The following is a 14,628-nucleotide window of genomic DNA, read 5'->3' on the forward strand; positions in this document are numbered from 1 at the left end:
ATTAATATTCCCAGCTTTCAGGATCGATGCCTAAATCACGCATGATCTCTTTGGCATTTTCAGGAATCTCATCATGGCGTTCTTTCATTAAATCTGCATCCGTTGGTAATGGCTGACCAGTAAATGCATGTAAGAATGCCTCACAAAGCAATTCACTGTTTGTTGCATGGCGCAAACTTTTTAGCTGACGACGCGTACGCTCGTTCGTCAGAATTTCCAACACTTTAATTGGAATAGAAACGGTAATTTTTTTGACTTGTTCGCTCTTTTTGCCATGTTCTGCATAAGGGCTAATATATTTGCCATCCCAGTTTGCCATAATGCACCTTAAATAACCTATTTGTCTGTATTTTAATGAAAAATAAGCAAAATGACAATCTAGACGGCTAAAAGTATAGCAATCTAGATAATATAAATAAAAACCACCTTTCGGTGGTTTCAGTCAATTATAAGGTTTTTGCAAGATCTTTTAGGAAAGCTTTAAACTCTTTGCCTAATTTATCATGGCGAAGACCATATTCTACAAAGGCTTCCATATAGCCAATCTTGTCACCACAGTCAAAGCTTCTGCCTGTCATATGGAATGCTTCAACGGTCTCTTTCTCAATAAGCATATCGATTGCATCCGTTAATTGGATTTCATCACCCACACCAACAGGTGTTCTTTCCAATAAATCCCAAATCGCAGCAGAGAACACATAACGGCCTACAACAGCAAGATTTGATGGAGCCTCTTCCACTGATGGTTTTTCAACAATGCTGTTAATTTTGATGCTATCTCCACCTTTTAACTCTACGCCACCACAATCAGCAATACCGTAGCTACTCACTTCATCAGCGGCAACAGGCGCAACCATAATTTGGCTCGCTTTGGTTTCGTTAAAACGTTTAATCATCGCAGAAAGATTTTCTTTCTTTTGATTTGCCGTAAAATCCGCTAAAAGCACATCAGGTAACACCACTGCAAATGGCTCGTTTCCAACAACTGGACGACCACATAACACCGCATGCCCCAAACCTTTCGCATTACCTTGACGAACGTGCATGATGGTCACATCTTTAGGACAGATAGAACGAACTTCTTCCAGAAGTTGACGTTTAACACGTTTCTCAAGCATAGTTTCCAACTCAAAAGACGTATCAAAGTGGTTTTCAATCGCATTTTTAGAAGAATGTGTGACTAACACGATTTCTTTGATACCAGCTGCCACACACTCATTCACAACATATTGAATAAGTGGTTTATCCACAAGCGTTAACATTTCTTTTGGAATCGCTTTTGTTGCTGGCAACATACGCGTACCTAAACCAGCTACGGGAATAATAACTTTCATTGATTTTCCTTTTTGTTTTAATATGGAATGACCACACTTCTATACTAAAAGTGCGGTCATTATTTATTAAATTTTGATAGATTTAAGTTGGAAAAGTTCCTTCTCTACCTTTATAACTCAAATTTCCGTTATTTAAAATCTTGCAAACCAATGGGTTTAATTTTTTGAAAAACGTTAATTAAATTATAAATAGAATGTAAAACATTCATAAAACTCGTCGGTCTAAGATGCCCCATCTATATGTTCATCTTTTGACTGCAGAATTCGTTGGTAAATTTCCTCTCGGTGAACGGATACTTCTTTAGGCGCTTGCACACCGAGTTTGACTTGGTTTCCACGTACACTCAAAACCGTGATAGAAATATCGTCTCCAATGAGAACACTTTCGCCAACTTTTCGAGTTAAGATTAACATCTTTTATCTCCTTAGTTTGCATTTATTAGATATCCCTATCAATCAAGTAAAGATCGGCATCCCACCGACCTGCTTGTACTACAGATTATTGCTTAACCAGTTTTGTGCGACAGTTAATGCTAGATTCACATTTTCTGGTTGGGAGCCTCCTGCCATTGCCATATCAGGGCGACCACCGCCTTTCCCACCAACTTGCTGAGCCATTAAATTCACTAGCTCACCAGCCTTCACTTTAGTAGTTAAATCGCTTGTTACGCCAACGACGAGGTTGACTTTATCATCTAAAATAGATGCAAATACAATTACGCCTGAACCAAGTTGATTTTTTAAATCATCAACCATCACACGTAACGATTTAGTTTCAATTCCGTCTAGTTGATGTACGATTACAGAAACATCATTAATTTTAACCGCACTTTTCACTAAATCGGACCCCGCTTGAATTGCGGCTTTTTCTTTTAATCCTTGTAATTCTTTTTCTGCTTTCTTCGCTTTATCTTGAAGTTGCTGAATTTTCTCAACAAGGGTATTAACGTCAGATTTAAATAAATCTGCACTTTGAGCAAGAATACGTTGTTGATTATGTAACCAATTAATTGCATTTTCACCCGTTACCGCTTCAATACGACGAACACCTGCTGCAACTGCAGTTTCCGCCACAATTTTAAATAAACCGATATCACCAGTACGTTTAGCATGAATGCCACCACAAAGTTCAACGGAGAAATCACCCATTGTTAAAACACGTACCACATCAGCATATTTTTCACCGAATAACGCCATTGCACCTTTTGCTTTTGCCGCTTCGATATCCATTACGTCCGTTTGAACCACAAAATTCTCACGTACTTTTTGGTTTACCAACGTTTCAATTTCATTAAGCTGTGCTTTGGTAATCGCTTCCGGATGAGCAAAGTCAAAACGTAATGCGGTATCGGATACTAATGATCCTTTTTGCACTACATGGTGACCTAAAACTTGACGCAACGCGGCATGTAATAAGTGTGTTGCAGAATGGTTAAGTGACGTTTGATGACGTCTTGCTGCATCCACAACCGCATTGACTGTTTGTCCGACTTTTAAACTACCTTGTTCTAACTCACCAATATGACCGAATACTTGACCATATTTTTGAGTATCTTTTACATTAAACTGAATACCTTGAGAGATTAAATAACCACTGTCACCAATTTGACCACCCGACTCCGCATAGAATGGAGTGTTTTCTAAAATTACCACAGCACTCTGGCCTGCAGTAATACTGTCTACTGATTTTCCATCATGGAAAAGTGCGGTCACTTTGGCTAAAGATTCTGACTCAGTATAACCTTCAAATTTCGTTTCACCTTCTACACGAATAACATTGTTGTAATCCATGCCGAATTGGCTTGCAGATTGTGCACGTAAACGTTGTGCTTCCATTTCACGCTCAAAACCTGCTTCATCAATTGCAATATCACGCTCACGACATACGTCAGCGGTTAAATCAAGTGGGAAGCCATAAGTATCATAAAGTTTAAAGGCAACTTCACCTGACAACACGCCATCTTTCACTTGAGCTAGCGCATCATCTAATAAGCTTAATCCGCGCTCTAATGTACGAGCAAATTGTTCTTCTTCTAAACGAAGTAATTTTTCGACATTGGCTTGTTTTTCTTTAACTTCTTTTCCTGCTTCCGCCATGACTTCAATTAAAGTCGGCACAAGTTTATAGAAGAAGGCTTCTTTTGCCCCTAATAAGTGGCCATGACGTACCGCACGACGAATAATACGACGTAATACATAACCGCGACCTTCGTTTGATGGAATCACACCATCTGCAATTAAATATGCACAAGAACGAATGTGGTCTGCAATTACGCGTAATGATTTATTAGTTAAATCTGTTGTTCCTACAACTTCTGCCGTTTTCGCAATTAGTTTTTGGAAAATATCAATCTCATAGTTAGAATTTACATGTTGTAATACGGCAGAAATACGCTCTAAACCCATCCCCGTATCAACCGATGGACGCGGTAATTTTTCCATGGTACCGTCTGCTAGACGGTTAAACTGCATGAATACCACGTTCCAAATTTCGATATAGCGGTCACCATCTTCTTCTGGCGAGCCTGGAGGCCCACCCCAAATATGATCACCGTGATCGTAGAAAATTTCAGTGCATGGACCACAAGGACCTGTGTCACCCATTGCCCAAAAGTTATCTGATGCATAAGGCGCACCTTTGTTATCACCGATACGAATAATACGCTCTGCTGGCACACCAACTTCTTTATGCCAAATGTCATAAGCTTCATTATCAGTTTCATACACGGTTACCCATAATTTTTCTTTTGGTAACCCGAGCCATTGTGGAGAAGTCAAATACTCCCACGCAAAATTAATCGCATCATGTTTGAAATAGTCGCCAAAACTGAAGTTGCCGAGCATTTCAAAGAAAGTATGGTGACGAGCCGTATAACCGACATTTTCTAAGTCATTATGCTTACCACCTGCGCGCACACAACGCTGTGCGGTTGTCGCACGTGAGTAAGGACGTTTATCCATACCAAGGAACACGTCTTTAAATTGGTTCATCCCGGCATTGGTAAAAAGCAATGTCGGATCGTTTTCAGGCACAAGTGAACTACTTGCGACGACCTGATGCCCCTTGCTATGGAAAAAATCAAGGAATGACTGTCTAATTTCTGCTGTTGTTTTCATTGATAAAACCTTGTGTCTCTATCTCGATCACGATTTATAAAATAAGCTCACTATTCTTGCATATTTTGACCTAGAGAAAAAGGCTTTTTCACTGATCTTAAAAAAGAAAACCGCACTCTACTGCATTGATTGAGAAGTGCGGTTAAAATTCACGTTATTTTAATAGGGCTAAAATAATTTTTGATCACTATTCGTCGCGAAGTGGCACAACCAACATATCAATTTTAATGGTATTCATCACTTGACGTGTTGAAGACATTAATTTACTCCAGAAATCTTGGTGATGACCTGTCACTAATAGATCTACATCATACTGATCAATAGCGTCTGTCAAAACTTGACCTAAATCACCGCTACCGCTCAATTTTTCTTTCACTGGATAACCAGCATGTTCTGCTAAATTAATTAGCGCTTTTTGTGTCTCGCTCGAAATTCTATCTTGCATTGATGACATATTGACATCAATCAAACCAGTATAGAGATCCGAGAAGTTTACATCTACATGGATAATGGAAAGTTGCGCATCATTGCGTTTTGCAATTCCCACGGCTTTTTTGAGTAGAAATTCACTTTCATCAGAAAGATCTACCGCAACTAAAACGTGTTTATACATAATCAACTCCTTACTGATTTAATTGGCCTTTTTTTATCTAACTGCATAGTAGCACTTTGGCTACAGGAAAAACTTGCACTAGATCACAAATTTGAGAATTTTTCTCAATTTTTCATTAAATTCTCAATGTCATCGATTTCTTTTGGTGCCGCTGCTGTCAGATTTTTGTTGCCGTATTCAGTCATCAACAAGTTATCTTCTATACGCACACCAATGCCTTTATATTGAGCTGGCACATCTGCCTCTTCTGAAATGTAAATACCTGGCTCAACAGTGATAATCATCCCCACTTCAAGTGTGCGGCTACGATCATCGTCGTAACGACCAACATCATGCACATCTAAGCCAAGCCAATGACCTAAACCGTGCATATAAAACTGGCGATAAGCTTTCTCTTCAATAAGCTTATCTACATCCCCTTTCAGGATACCTAAATCCACCAAGCCCTGAGTTTTAATACGAATTACTTCGTCATTTGCCAGTTTAATTGAATTACCTGGCACTAATAGCTCAATCGCACGTTTTTGTGCTTTTAAAACTAATTCATAAATCTCACGTTGTGGCTGAGTAAATTGACCATTTACAGGGAACGTACGTGTGATATCGCCTGCATACATAGCAAACTCACAGCCTGCATCAATCAACACAAGATCGCCATCTTTCAAAGGTTGATCATTTTCGGTGTAATGCAAAATACAGGCATTATCGCCTCCCGCAATAATCGAATTATAAGACGGAAATCTTGCACCGTGACGATTAAATTCATGCAAAATTTCGCTTTCAATTTCATATTCAAAACGATTCGGACGAGTTACTTGCATCGCTTTAATATGTCCAAATGCTGTAATTTGTCCCGCTTGCTGCATTAAGCGAATTTCGTTTGGAGATTTGATTAAGCGCATTTCACTTAACATCGGCTGCCAATCAAAAATAGCGTAAAATTTCAACGCACTTTCGGCTAATAATTTATCGCCCCAAGGATGACGCTCTGCCACATGATAAAGTGCGGTCAATTTTTCCGTTAATTTTGGAAATTCAGTTTTGAAATCGTCAATAGAATAGGCTTCATCAACATTGAGTTTTTGCGGTGCGCGCTCAACGCCCAATCGACGACCATTCCAGGTTTCAAGCAAAGGATCTCGTGGACGAAGAAATACAACCGTCTTTTCCACATTTTCCGTTTTAATCAATAACAATGCAGCATTGGGTTCATTAAAACCCGTTAAATACCAGAAGTAACTCTCTTGACGGAAAGGAAAATCACAGTCGTTATTACGACGTTTTTCAATTTCGGAAAATAGCAATAAGGCAGAATTTGGCTGCATTTGTGCTAATACTTTTTGACGACGTTCTGTAAATTCCTCTTGCGGTAATGCCGCCATGTATGCGAGATCCATGTTTCGCTCCTTTTAATGTAATATCGGTTTTATTTCTTGCGCATCATCGTTGAAATGGGTGTAAAACAACATCGCAATGGTGCGAACATATTCAATGATTTCTTCTAAGGCTTCGGCAAGTTCTTCTTCGTTATCATCTTCCTCATAACCAAGCTGACAAATATCTTGTAAATCATCTACCGCTTCGCCAATTTCGCCTTTTTCTTTATCCAATTCTGCCTGAACAAGACCTAAACCCAGTAAAAATTGGTTTGCCCAGTCTGATAAGCTGTCTGCGCGAGCAAACACGCTCTCATCTTCTGTTAATCCCAATTCAAAATCAAACCCTTCTACATCCCCTAAGGTTTTACCAATCTGTTCATAGATTTCGGTAATTGGCTGAATTAATGCGGCTGGATAAGCGTGGTTATCATTACTGAATTGATATAAAAGTGGTAACCAACTTTGGTCTTTCAGTCCACCACAAATTAAGCCGCTCAAAAAACCATGTAATTCAGTTGCATTAATACCAATACCAGCAGATTTGAGTTGTTGATTAAGTTCAGTTTGGGAAATTGTCATTGTTATACCTATAAGATCATCAAAAACCATTAAAGTGTAGCACCACACAAATAAAAATGCGATCGTATTTCTACAAAGAAAAACGATCGCACTTTCTTTCGCAAAGGGGAATTACATCATTCCACCCATGCCTCCCATACCGCCCATTCCAGCAGCACCTAAATCGGCTTTATCATCTTTTGGAAGATCGGTCACCATACATTCTGTGGTAATCATTAAGCCCGCTACAGAAGCTGCGAATTGTAACGCTGAACGAGTGACTTTAGTTGGATCTAAAATACCCATTTCGATCATATCACCGTACTGTTCGGTACCTGCATTATAACCGAAGTTACCTTCACCATTTTTAACCGCACTTGCCACAACAGATGCTTCTTCACCTGCGTTAGTGACGATTTGACGAAGTGGTGCTTCCATTGCACGTAATGCAAGTTTGATACCTACATCTTGTTCTTCATTATCACCTTTTAAGGTTGCCGCGACTTTAGTTGCTGCACGAACTAATGCAACACCACCACCGGCAACAATACCTTCTTCAACTGCGGCTCGAGTTGCGTGTAATGCATCGTCCACTCGATCTTTTTTCTCTTTCATTTCAACTTCAGTTGCTGCACCAACTTTAATTACAGCTACACCGCCAGCAAGTTTAGCCACGCGTTCTTGAAGTTTTTCTTTGTCATAATCAGACGTTGATTCTTCGATTTGTTGACGAATTTGAGCTACACGACCTTTGATTTGAGCTTCATCACCTACACCATCGATGATCGTGGTATTGTCTTTGTTGATGACTACACGTTTTGCTTGACCTAAATCTTCTAATGTCGCTTTTTCAAGTTCCATACCGATTTCTTCAGAAATCACGGTACCAGCAGTTAAGATCGCAATATCTTGTAACATTGCTTTACGACGATCACCAAAACCAGGTGCTTTCACTGCTGCAACTTTCACGATACCACGCATGGTGTTCACTACTAAAGTTGCAAGTGCTTCACCTTCGATATCTTCAGCGATAATTAATAATGGTTTACCCGCTTTTGCCACACCTTCTAATACTGGAAGCAATTCACGGATGTTGGATACTTTTTTATCTACTAAAAGAATGTATGGGTTGTCTAATTCAACAGTTGCCGTTTCTGGTTTGTTGATGAAATAAGGTGATAAATAACCACGATCGAATTGCATCCCTTCCACAACCGCTAATTCATCGTCAAGACCTGTACCGTCTTCTACGGTAATCACGCCTTCTTTACCCACTTTTTCCATTGCTTGAGCAATTAATTGCCCCACAATGCTGTCTGAGTTAGCAGAAATTGTCCCAACTTGCTCAATTTCTTTAGAAGTTTCACAAGGTTTAGATAAATTTTTAAGCTCAGAAACAACCGCACTTACTGCTTTATCGATACCGCGTTTTAAATCCATTGGATTCATACCTGCAGCCACAGCTTTTAAGCCTTCATTTACGATGGCTTGAGCAAGAACTGTTGCAGTCGTAGTACCGTCACCCGCTGCATCATTGGCTTTAGAGGCAACCTCTTTCACCATTTGTGCACCCATATTTTCAAATTTATCTTCTAATTCAATTTCACGTGCGACAGACACACCGTCTTTAGTAATAGTTGGTGCGCCAAATGATTTATCTAAAATTACATTACGACCTTTCGGGCCAAGGGTAACTTTTACCGCATCTGCTAGTACATTCACACCTTTAAGCATTTTTACGCGTGCATCGTTACCAAATTTTACGTCTTTTGCTGCCATTTTCTTTTTTCCTTAATTTAAATTATTCCACAATAGCCAAAATATCGTTTTCAGAAATGATTAACATTTCTTCACCATCAATTTTTTCACTTTTCACGCCATAACCATCATTGAAAATGACTGTATCACCCACTTTTACATCTAAAGGTTGAACGGTGCCATTTTCCAAAATACGACCCTTACCCACTGCCAATACTTTCGCACGGGTGGATTTAGTCGCTGCTGAGCCAGTTAATACGATACCGCCAGCTGAACGAGTTTCTACTTCTTCACGTTTAATGATTACACGATCGTGTAAAGGACGAATATTCATGATTAATTTCCTTCTTAAAAATTAGTTAACGCATTCCCTATATAAGGAGGATTTTTATGATTTCAAGGGGGATTATTAAAAAAATCTAATAAAATATTTTTCCTATTCTGTCGTTTTTTACGTAAAATTCTGCCCGTCTTGCATAATAAACAAAAAAAGGAATAACGATATGCACTTAACTTCCAGAGAACAAGAAAAACTCATGCTTTTCCTCGCGGGCGAACTTGCAGCAAAACGCAAAGCACGTGGCGTTAAATTAAATTATCCAGAAAGTATTGCCTATATTGCGAGCCATTTACAAGAGGCGGCCAGAGATGGAATGAGTGTGGCGGAGGTAATGCAATATGGAGCAACCCTACTCACCGTTGAAGATGTGATGGAAGGCGTTGCTGAGATGGTACACGAAGTACAAATTGAAGCTACTTTCCCTGATGGCACGAAGCTTGTTACCGTGCATAATCCAATCAGATAACCGTAGGGTGGGCTTTAGCCCACCAAATAAAAATATCAATGGTGGGCTTTAGCCCACCAAATAAAAATATCAATGGTGGGCTAAAGCCCACCCTACAAGGAACCAAGATATGATCCCAGGCGAATACCAATTAGCCGAAGGCGATATTCTCGCTAATGTCGGCAGAAAAACCATAAAAATCGAAGTAACCAATTCAGGCGACCGTCCAATCCAAGTCGGTTCCCATTACCATTTCTTTGAAACCAATAATGCTCTTAAATTTGACCGCACTTTAGCGCGTGGAATGCGCTTAAATGTTCCATCTGGCAATGCAGTACGTTTTGAACCCGGTGAAGTGAAATCAGTCGAATTAGTCGCTTTTGGTGGTTCGCAAACTATTTACGGCTTACATAATCAAATTGATAGCAAATTATAAGGTAGGGCAAGATGGCATTAACAATTTCAAGAGCTCAATATGTAGCAACTTATGGCCCAACCGTTGGCGATAAAGTCCGTTTAGGCGATACCAATTTATGGGCAACCATTGAACAAGATTTATTAACCAAAGGTGATGAGTGTAAATTTGGTGGCGGTAAAAGCGTGCGTGATGGCATGGCACAAAGCGGCACTGCAACTCGCGACAATCCGAATGTATTGGATTTTGTGATTACCAACGTGATGATCATTGATGCTAAATTAGGCATTATCAAAGCAGATATTGGTATTCGCGATGGTCGTATTGTCGGCATCGGACAAGCAGGTAATCCTGACACTATGGATAACGTCACGCCAAATATGATTATCGGTGCTAGCACGGAAGTACATAATGGCGCACATTTAATTGCGACTGCAGGCGGTATTGATACCCACATTCACTTTATTTGTCCGCAACAAGCACAACATGCGATTGAAAGCGGTGTTACCACGTTAATTGGTGGCGGAACAGGCCCTGCTGACGGCACACACGCGACAACTTGTACACCGGGCGCATGGTATATGGAACGTATGTTCCAAGCGGCAGAAGCTTTACCTGTTAACGTAGGATTTTTCGGTAAAGGAAACTGCTCAACTTTAGATCCGCTACGTGAACAAATTGAAGCGGGCGCATTAGGTTTAAAAATCCATGAAGACTGGGGTGCAACACCAGCAGTGATTGATTCTGCATTAACCGTCGCTGATGAAATGGATGTCCAAGTGGCTATTCACACCGATACGCTTAACGAAAGTGGCTTTTTAGAAGATACCATGAAAGCGATCAATGGGCGTGTTATTCACACGTTCCATACGGAAGGTGCGGGCGGTGGCCATGCGCCTGATATTATCAATGCGGCAATGTATTCCAATGTATTGCCTGCTTCAACTAACCCAACTCGTCCGTTTACGAAAAACACCATTGATGAACATTTGGATATGTTGATGGTTTGCCATCACTTAGATAAACGCGTGCCGGAAGACGTAGCTTTTGCCGATAGCCGTATCCGCCCTGAAACCATTGCAGCAGAAGATATTTTGCATGATATGGGCGTCTTCTCGATTATGAGTTCAGACTCTCAAGCGATGGGACGTATTGGCGAAGTGGTGATTCGCACATGGCAAACCGCAGATAAAATGAAAATGCAACGTGGTGAGTTAGGCAATGAAGGAAACGATAACTTCCGCATTAAACGCTACATTGCGAAATACACTATCAACCCAGCAATTGCACACGGTATTGCGGAGCATATTGGTTCGTTAGAAGTGGGTAAAATTGCGGATATCGTGTTATGGAAACCAATGTTCTTTGGCGTAAAACCAGAAGTAGTAATTAAAAAAGGTTTTATTAGCTATGCGAAAATGGGCGATCCAAATGCCTCTATTCCAACACCGCAACCTGTATTCTACCGTCCAATGTACGGTACACAAGGTTTAGCAACGGCACAAACTGCCGTATTCTTCGTTTCACAAGCGGCTGAAAAAGCGGATATTCGTGCAAAATTCGGTTTACACAAAGAAACCATTGCCGTGAAGGGCTGCCGCAGCGTGGGTAAAAAAGATCTCGTTCACAACAATGCTACGCCTGAAATTACAGTGGATCCAGAACGCTATGAAGTGCGTGTAGATGGGGAGCTTATCACTTGTGAACCCGTGGATACGGTGCCATTAGGACAACGATATTTTATGTTCTAAGCAGAAAAGAGCGGTCAAATTTTAAGGAGAATTTACGATGAAACTTTGGTACTCTACTACCAGCCCGTATGTACGTAAAGTGCTGGTAACGTTGAAATATCAACAACTCTTAGACAAAACAGAACTGATTAAAATTGGTTCATCATTTGATGCAAGCTCTCCGCATAATCAGGCGAATCCTCTGGGTAGAGTGCCTGCGTTAGAACGTAATTGTGGTAATTGGCTTTATGGCAGTTTGCTCATTTGCGAATATCTCGACCAAAAAGGCAAGGTAGAGCCTAAACTCATTCCAGAAAGTGGCAAGCCACGTTGGGCAGCGTTAGCGTTGCATAATTTAGCCGATGGCATTATGGAAAACACCGTGCCGATGATGGCTGAAAAAATGCTTCGCCCTGAAAGTGAATGGTGGACAGCTCGCCATCAACAACTAACTGAACGCAATCGTCAAAGTTTTGCAAGACTTGAGCAAGACTTAAAACCATTTGGCACGGAATTAAACATTGGTACGTTAACGGCTGTTGCAGTCATTGATTGGTTCTTGTTTAGAGCAGAAAAAATTGGATTAGAGCTTGCAAAAGAATTTCCAAATTTAACCGCTTGGGCGGCAGAGATGAATGAAAAATATGAGGTTTTAAGAGAAACAAAGCCAACTTTGTAACCATTTTTGTGGCGTCACGAAATTGGTCTAAATAACCTAATTTCTCTGTTTTTTCTTTTGCCAAATCTCCCTATCCCTCTTTGCTAAAGAGGGGGAAAGAATGAGCGAGGGTTTATATCATTGTTCTACTTTGATATGGCAAATATAAATGAGTCAGATGACAGAAAATTTATAAGGAAAATCCCCTCTTTAGCAAAGAGAGGTAGGGGGAGATTTGGCAGCCTTAATTAGAGAAGAAAATAAGTAATACAAAAATGAAAATCCTCAACCCCATTCTGCCTATTATGGATACCATTTTAGGTCATTTAACTAGCCTTCAAGATGAAGGCAAAATTACCCATCAAACCATTGAACGCGTGGCATTGCAGTGGTATGAAAGTGAGCGCAACATTCTGCGTAAAACGACGAATACGGGGCGCGAAGTTGCCTTTCGCTTACTCAAAGAGGGGCAACGCTTGAAACACGATGACGTGGTGTTTATCAGTGATGAATTAGTGATTGCGATTGAAATTTTACCGAGTGAAGTCATTGTGCTATCGCCGAAAACCTTGCCAGAAATGGCTCGCGCTTGTTATGAAATTGGCAATAAACATTCGCCACTCTTTTTAGATGGTGATGAAGTGACATTACCTTACGATAAGCCGATGTTTGAATGGCTGCAAGCCGCGGGATTTCATCCGCAAAAAGCAGAACGCCGTTTAAGCCAAGCGTTAAGAGCAAATTCTGCACAAGGGCACGGGCATTCGCACAGCCACGATCACACACATTCATATGGCAGTTATCATCATCACGGAGATGGAAATTGGCACCAGCATTAAACCGAAGCCTAGCAGATTTGGGTGCGTTGTTGCACTTGGTCGATCCCACCCTGCCGATTGGTGGATTTAATCACTCCAACGGCTTGGAAACCTTCGTCCAGCAAGGTATAGTGGAAAACAAAGCGACCCTCGAAGAATATGTGCAAACCCAGCTGTTGCAGAACTGGATTTACAACGACGGAGCGTATCTTTCCCTTGCATTCGATGCAATGTGTGAGGGGAATTTTGACCGCTTGTGCGAACTGGATTGGCAACTTTCCGCCACCAAAGTTGCACGCGAAAGTCGTGAAGGGAGTTTCAAACTCGGCGTACGATTGCTGAAAATTTTTATTCGCTACGAAACACATGCGTTGCTCACAGCTTACCAGCAAGCGATTGCGGAAAAACGCGTGCAGGGCTATTTCCCGATAGTGTTTGCAATGGTTGCCCAAGCCATGGGTTTAAGCAAAGCCGACACACTCTATGCGTTCTACTACAACGCAGCAGTTGGTGCAATCACTAACGGCGTAAAACTTATTCCGCTTAGTCAAATGGACGGGCAAGATATTTTGTTCGATTTACGAGCATCTCTTGTTCAAGCAGTGGAATTAAGTTTAGAACCCGATTTAGATTGGCTTGGTGCGGCAACGCTGGCGAATGATATACGAGCAATGCAACACGAAGTACTTTATACGCGACTTTATATGTCGTAAGTGCGGTCATTTTTTATTGAGATTTTACTATTACAGAAGTGCTTATGAGTTTTTTCTGTGATCATCAAAAACGAAAGGAACATTATGCGTAACTACATTAAAATTGGCGTGGCAGGCCCTGTTGGTGCGGGCAAAACAGCCTTAATTGAAAAACTCACTCGCGAAATGGCGAGTGAATATAGCGTGGCAGTGATTACTAACGATATTTACACCCAAGAAGATGCGGAATTTTTAACTAAAAATAGTTTACTTCCGCCAGAGCGAATTATGGGTGTTGAAACGGGCGGTTGCCCACATACTGCAATTCGTGAAGATGCGTCAATGAACTTAGAAGCAGTCGATGAAATGGTTGCACGCTTCCCTGATGTAGAAATCGTCTTTATCGAATCGGGTGGTGATAACTTATCTGCCACCTTTAGCCCTGATTTAGCAGATGTGACTATTTTCGTGATTGACGTCGCACAAGGCGAAAAAATCCCGCGTAAAGGTGGTCCTGGCATCACCCGTTCTGATTTATTAGTGATTAACAAAACTGACCTAGCGCCATTCGTTGGGGCTGATTTAAGCGTTATGGAAAGCGATGCACGCCGTATGCGTAACGGTCAACCGTTTATTTTTACCAATTTAATGAAAAAAGAAAATCTCGATGGCGTGATTGGCTGGATTGAAAAATATGCTTTATTGAAAAATATAGAAGAACCTAAAGCCTTAGTGAGATAAAGCACTCTCCTCTCTTCTTTTGAGGAGGGG

At 40.8% G+C, this 14,628-nt stretch carries 16 protein-coding genes; 7 read left to right on the forward strand and 9 right to left on the reverse strand.

From position 1 onward, the window contains the following. Position 1: 1 nt before the first annotated feature. The 9 genes from metJ to DX522_RS03080 form a co-directional block, all read right to left on the reverse strand. Positions 2–319, reverse strand: coding sequence for a met regulon transcriptional regulator MetJ (gene metJ, locus DX522_RS03040; protein ID WP_005696757.1), 318 nt, complete (start codon positions 317–319; stop codon positions 2–4). A gap of 127 nt (positions 320–446) precedes the next feature. Further along, a complete protein-coding gene (galU, locus tag DX522_RS03045; RefSeq protein WP_049374953.1) occupies positions 447–1,334 on the reverse strand; it encodes a UTP--glucose-1-phosphate uridylyltransferase GalU in 888 nt (295 codons plus the stop codon). 222 nt (positions 1,335–1,556) lie between these two features. After that, positions 1,557–1,748 (reverse strand): carbon storage regulator CsrA, encoded by a 192-nt coding sequence (gene csrA, locus DX522_RS03050; RefSeq protein ID WP_049363188.1) that lies wholly within the window; start codon positions 1,746–1,748, stop codon positions 1,557–1,559. 78 nt (positions 1,749–1,826) lie between these two features. Next, complete coding sequence (alaS, locus tag DX522_RS03055) at positions 1,827–4,451, reverse strand: alanine--tRNA ligase (RefSeq protein ID WP_115179769.1); 2,625 nt, start codon at positions 4,449–4,451, stop codon at positions 1,827–1,829. 187 nt (positions 4,452–4,638) lie between these two features. Then, complete coding sequence (gene uspA, locus DX522_RS03060; protein ID WP_014064852.1) at positions 4,639–5,064, reverse strand: universal stress protein UspA; 426 nt, start codon at positions 5,062–5,064, stop codon at positions 4,639–4,641. Positions 5,065–5,168: 104 nt separating this feature from the next. Further along, positions 5,169–6,461, reverse strand: coding sequence for a Xaa-Pro aminopeptidase (gene pepP / locus DX522_RS03065; RefSeq protein WP_115179770.1), 1,293 nt, complete (start codon positions 6,459–6,461; stop codon positions 5,169–5,171). Positions 6,462–6,473: 12 nt separating this feature from the next. Next, entirely contained in the window at positions 6,474–7,022 is a 549-nt protein-coding gene (locus DX522_RS03070) for a YecA family protein (RefSeq protein WP_115179771.1), read from the reverse strand. A gap of 111 nt (positions 7,023–7,133) precedes the next feature. After that, positions 7,134–8,780, reverse strand: a complete 1,647-nt coding sequence (groL, locus tag DX522_RS03075) for a chaperonin GroEL (RefSeq protein WP_005696764.1) — start codon at positions 8,778–8,780, stop codon at positions 7,134–7,136. 22 nt (positions 8,781–8,802) lie between these two features. After that, positions 8,803–9,093 carry a co-chaperone GroES gene (locus DX522_RS03080; RefSeq protein ID WP_049374958.1) on the reverse strand — a complete coding sequence of 97 codons (291 nt, stop codon included), beginning with the start codon at positions 9,091–9,093 and terminating at the stop codon, positions 8,803–8,805. A 169-nt stretch (positions 9,094–9,262) separates the two neighbouring features. Here DX522_RS03080 and ureA point away from each other — a divergent pair, with 169 nt between their 5' ends. The 7 genes from ureA to ureG all read left to right on the forward strand — a co-directional run bounded on the left by ureA (position 9,263) and on the right by ureG (position 14,598). Further along, positions 9,263–9,565, forward strand: a complete 303-nt coding sequence (gene ureA / locus DX522_RS03085; RefSeq protein ID WP_049374959.1) for an urease subunit gamma — start codon at positions 9,263–9,265, stop codon at positions 9,563–9,565. A gap of 109 nt (positions 9,566–9,674) precedes the next feature. Continuing rightward, positions 9,675–9,980, forward strand: coding sequence for an urease subunit beta (ureB, locus tag DX522_RS03090; RefSeq protein ID WP_049374960.1), 306 nt, complete (start codon positions 9,675–9,677; stop codon positions 9,978–9,980). Positions 9,981–9,991: 11 nt separating this feature from the next. After that, complete coding sequence (gene ureC / locus DX522_RS03095; protein WP_115179772.1) at positions 9,992–11,710, forward strand: urease subunit alpha; 1,719 nt, start codon at positions 9,992–9,994, stop codon at positions 11,708–11,710. Between the two features lie 37 nt (positions 11,711–11,747). Continuing rightward, entirely contained in the window at positions 11,748–12,368 is a 621-nt protein-coding gene (locus DX522_RS03100; protein ID WP_049374962.1) for a glutathione S-transferase, read from the forward strand. Between the two features lie 254 nt (positions 12,369–12,622). Next, positions 12,623–13,186 (forward strand): urease accessory protein UreE, encoded by a 564-nt coding sequence (ureE, locus tag DX522_RS03105; RefSeq protein WP_115179773.1) that lies wholly within the window; start codon positions 12,623–12,625, stop codon positions 13,184–13,186. Next, entirely contained in the window at positions 13,171–13,878 is a 708-nt protein-coding gene (locus DX522_RS03110; protein WP_115179774.1) for an urease accessory protein UreF, read from the forward strand. The genes ureE and DX522_RS03110 overlap by 16 nt, the downstream gene beginning before the upstream one ends. Positions 13,879–13,962: 84 nt before the next feature. Continuing rightward, positions 13,963–14,598 (forward strand): urease accessory protein UreG, encoded by a 636-nt coding sequence (ureG, locus tag DX522_RS03115; protein WP_115179775.1) that lies wholly within the window; start codon positions 13,963–13,965, stop codon positions 14,596–14,598. The last annotated feature ends 30 nt before the right edge of the window (positions 14,599–14,628 follow it).

It is taken from the genome of Haemophilus parainfluenzae, from assembly GCF_900450995.1.
GTDB lineage: Bacteria > Pseudomonadota > Gammaproteobacteria > Enterobacterales > Pasteurellaceae > Haemophilus_D > Haemophilus_D parainfluenzae_O.

Bases quoted from the DNA above. Each gene is read 5' to 3' on its own strand.
- metJ (WP_005696757.1), bottom strand. From the start codon at position 319: ATGGCAAACTGGGATGGCAAATATATTAGCCCTTATGCAGAACATGGC.
- galU (WP_049374953.1), bottom strand. From the start codon at position 1,334: ATGAAAGTTATTATTCCCGTAGCTGGTTTAGGTACGCGTATGTTGCCA.
- csrA (WP_049363188.1), bottom strand. From the start codon at position 1,748: ATGTTAATCTTAACTCGAAAAGTTGGCGAAAGTGTTCTCATTGGAGAC.
- alaS (WP_115179769.1), bottom strand. From the start codon at position 4,451: ATGAAAACAACAGCAGAAATTAGACAGTCATTCCTTGATTTTTTCCAT.
- uspA (WP_014064852.1), bottom strand. From the start codon at position 5,064: ATGTATAAACACGTTTTAGTTGCGGTAGATCTTTCTGATGAAAGTGAA.
- pepP (WP_115179770.1), bottom strand. From the start codon at position 6,461: ATGGATCTCGCATACATGGCGGCATTACCGCAAGAGGAATTTACAGAA.
- DX522_RS03070 (WP_115179771.1), bottom strand. From the start codon at position 7,022: ATGACAATTTCCCAAACTGAACTTAATCAACAACTCAAATCTGCTGGT.
- groL (WP_005696764.1), bottom strand. From the start codon at position 8,780: ATGGCAGCAAAAGACGTAAAATTTGGTAACGATGCACGCGTAAAAATG.
- DX522_RS03080 (WP_049374958.1), bottom strand. From the start codon at position 9,093: ATGAATATTCGTCCTTTACACGATCGTGTAATCATTAAACGTGAAGAA.
- ureA (WP_049374959.1), top strand. From the start codon at position 9,263: ATGCACTTAACTTCCAGAGAACAAGAAAAACTCATGCTTTTCCTCGCG.
- ureB (WP_049374960.1), top strand. From the start codon at position 9,675: ATGATCCCAGGCGAATACCAATTAGCCGAAGGCGATATTCTCGCTAAT.
- ureC (WP_115179772.1), top strand. From the start codon at position 9,992: ATGGCATTAACAATTTCAAGAGCTCAATATGTAGCAACTTATGGCCCA.
- DX522_RS03100 (WP_049374962.1), top strand. From the start codon at position 11,748: ATGAAACTTTGGTACTCTACTACCAGCCCGTATGTACGTAAAGTGCTG.
- ureE (WP_115179773.1), top strand. From the start codon at position 12,623: ATGAAAATCCTCAACCCCATTCTGCCTATTATGGATACCATTTTAGGT.
- ureG (WP_115179775.1), top strand. From the start codon at position 13,963: ATGCGTAACTACATTAAAATTGGCGTGGCAGGCCCTGTTGGTGCGGGC.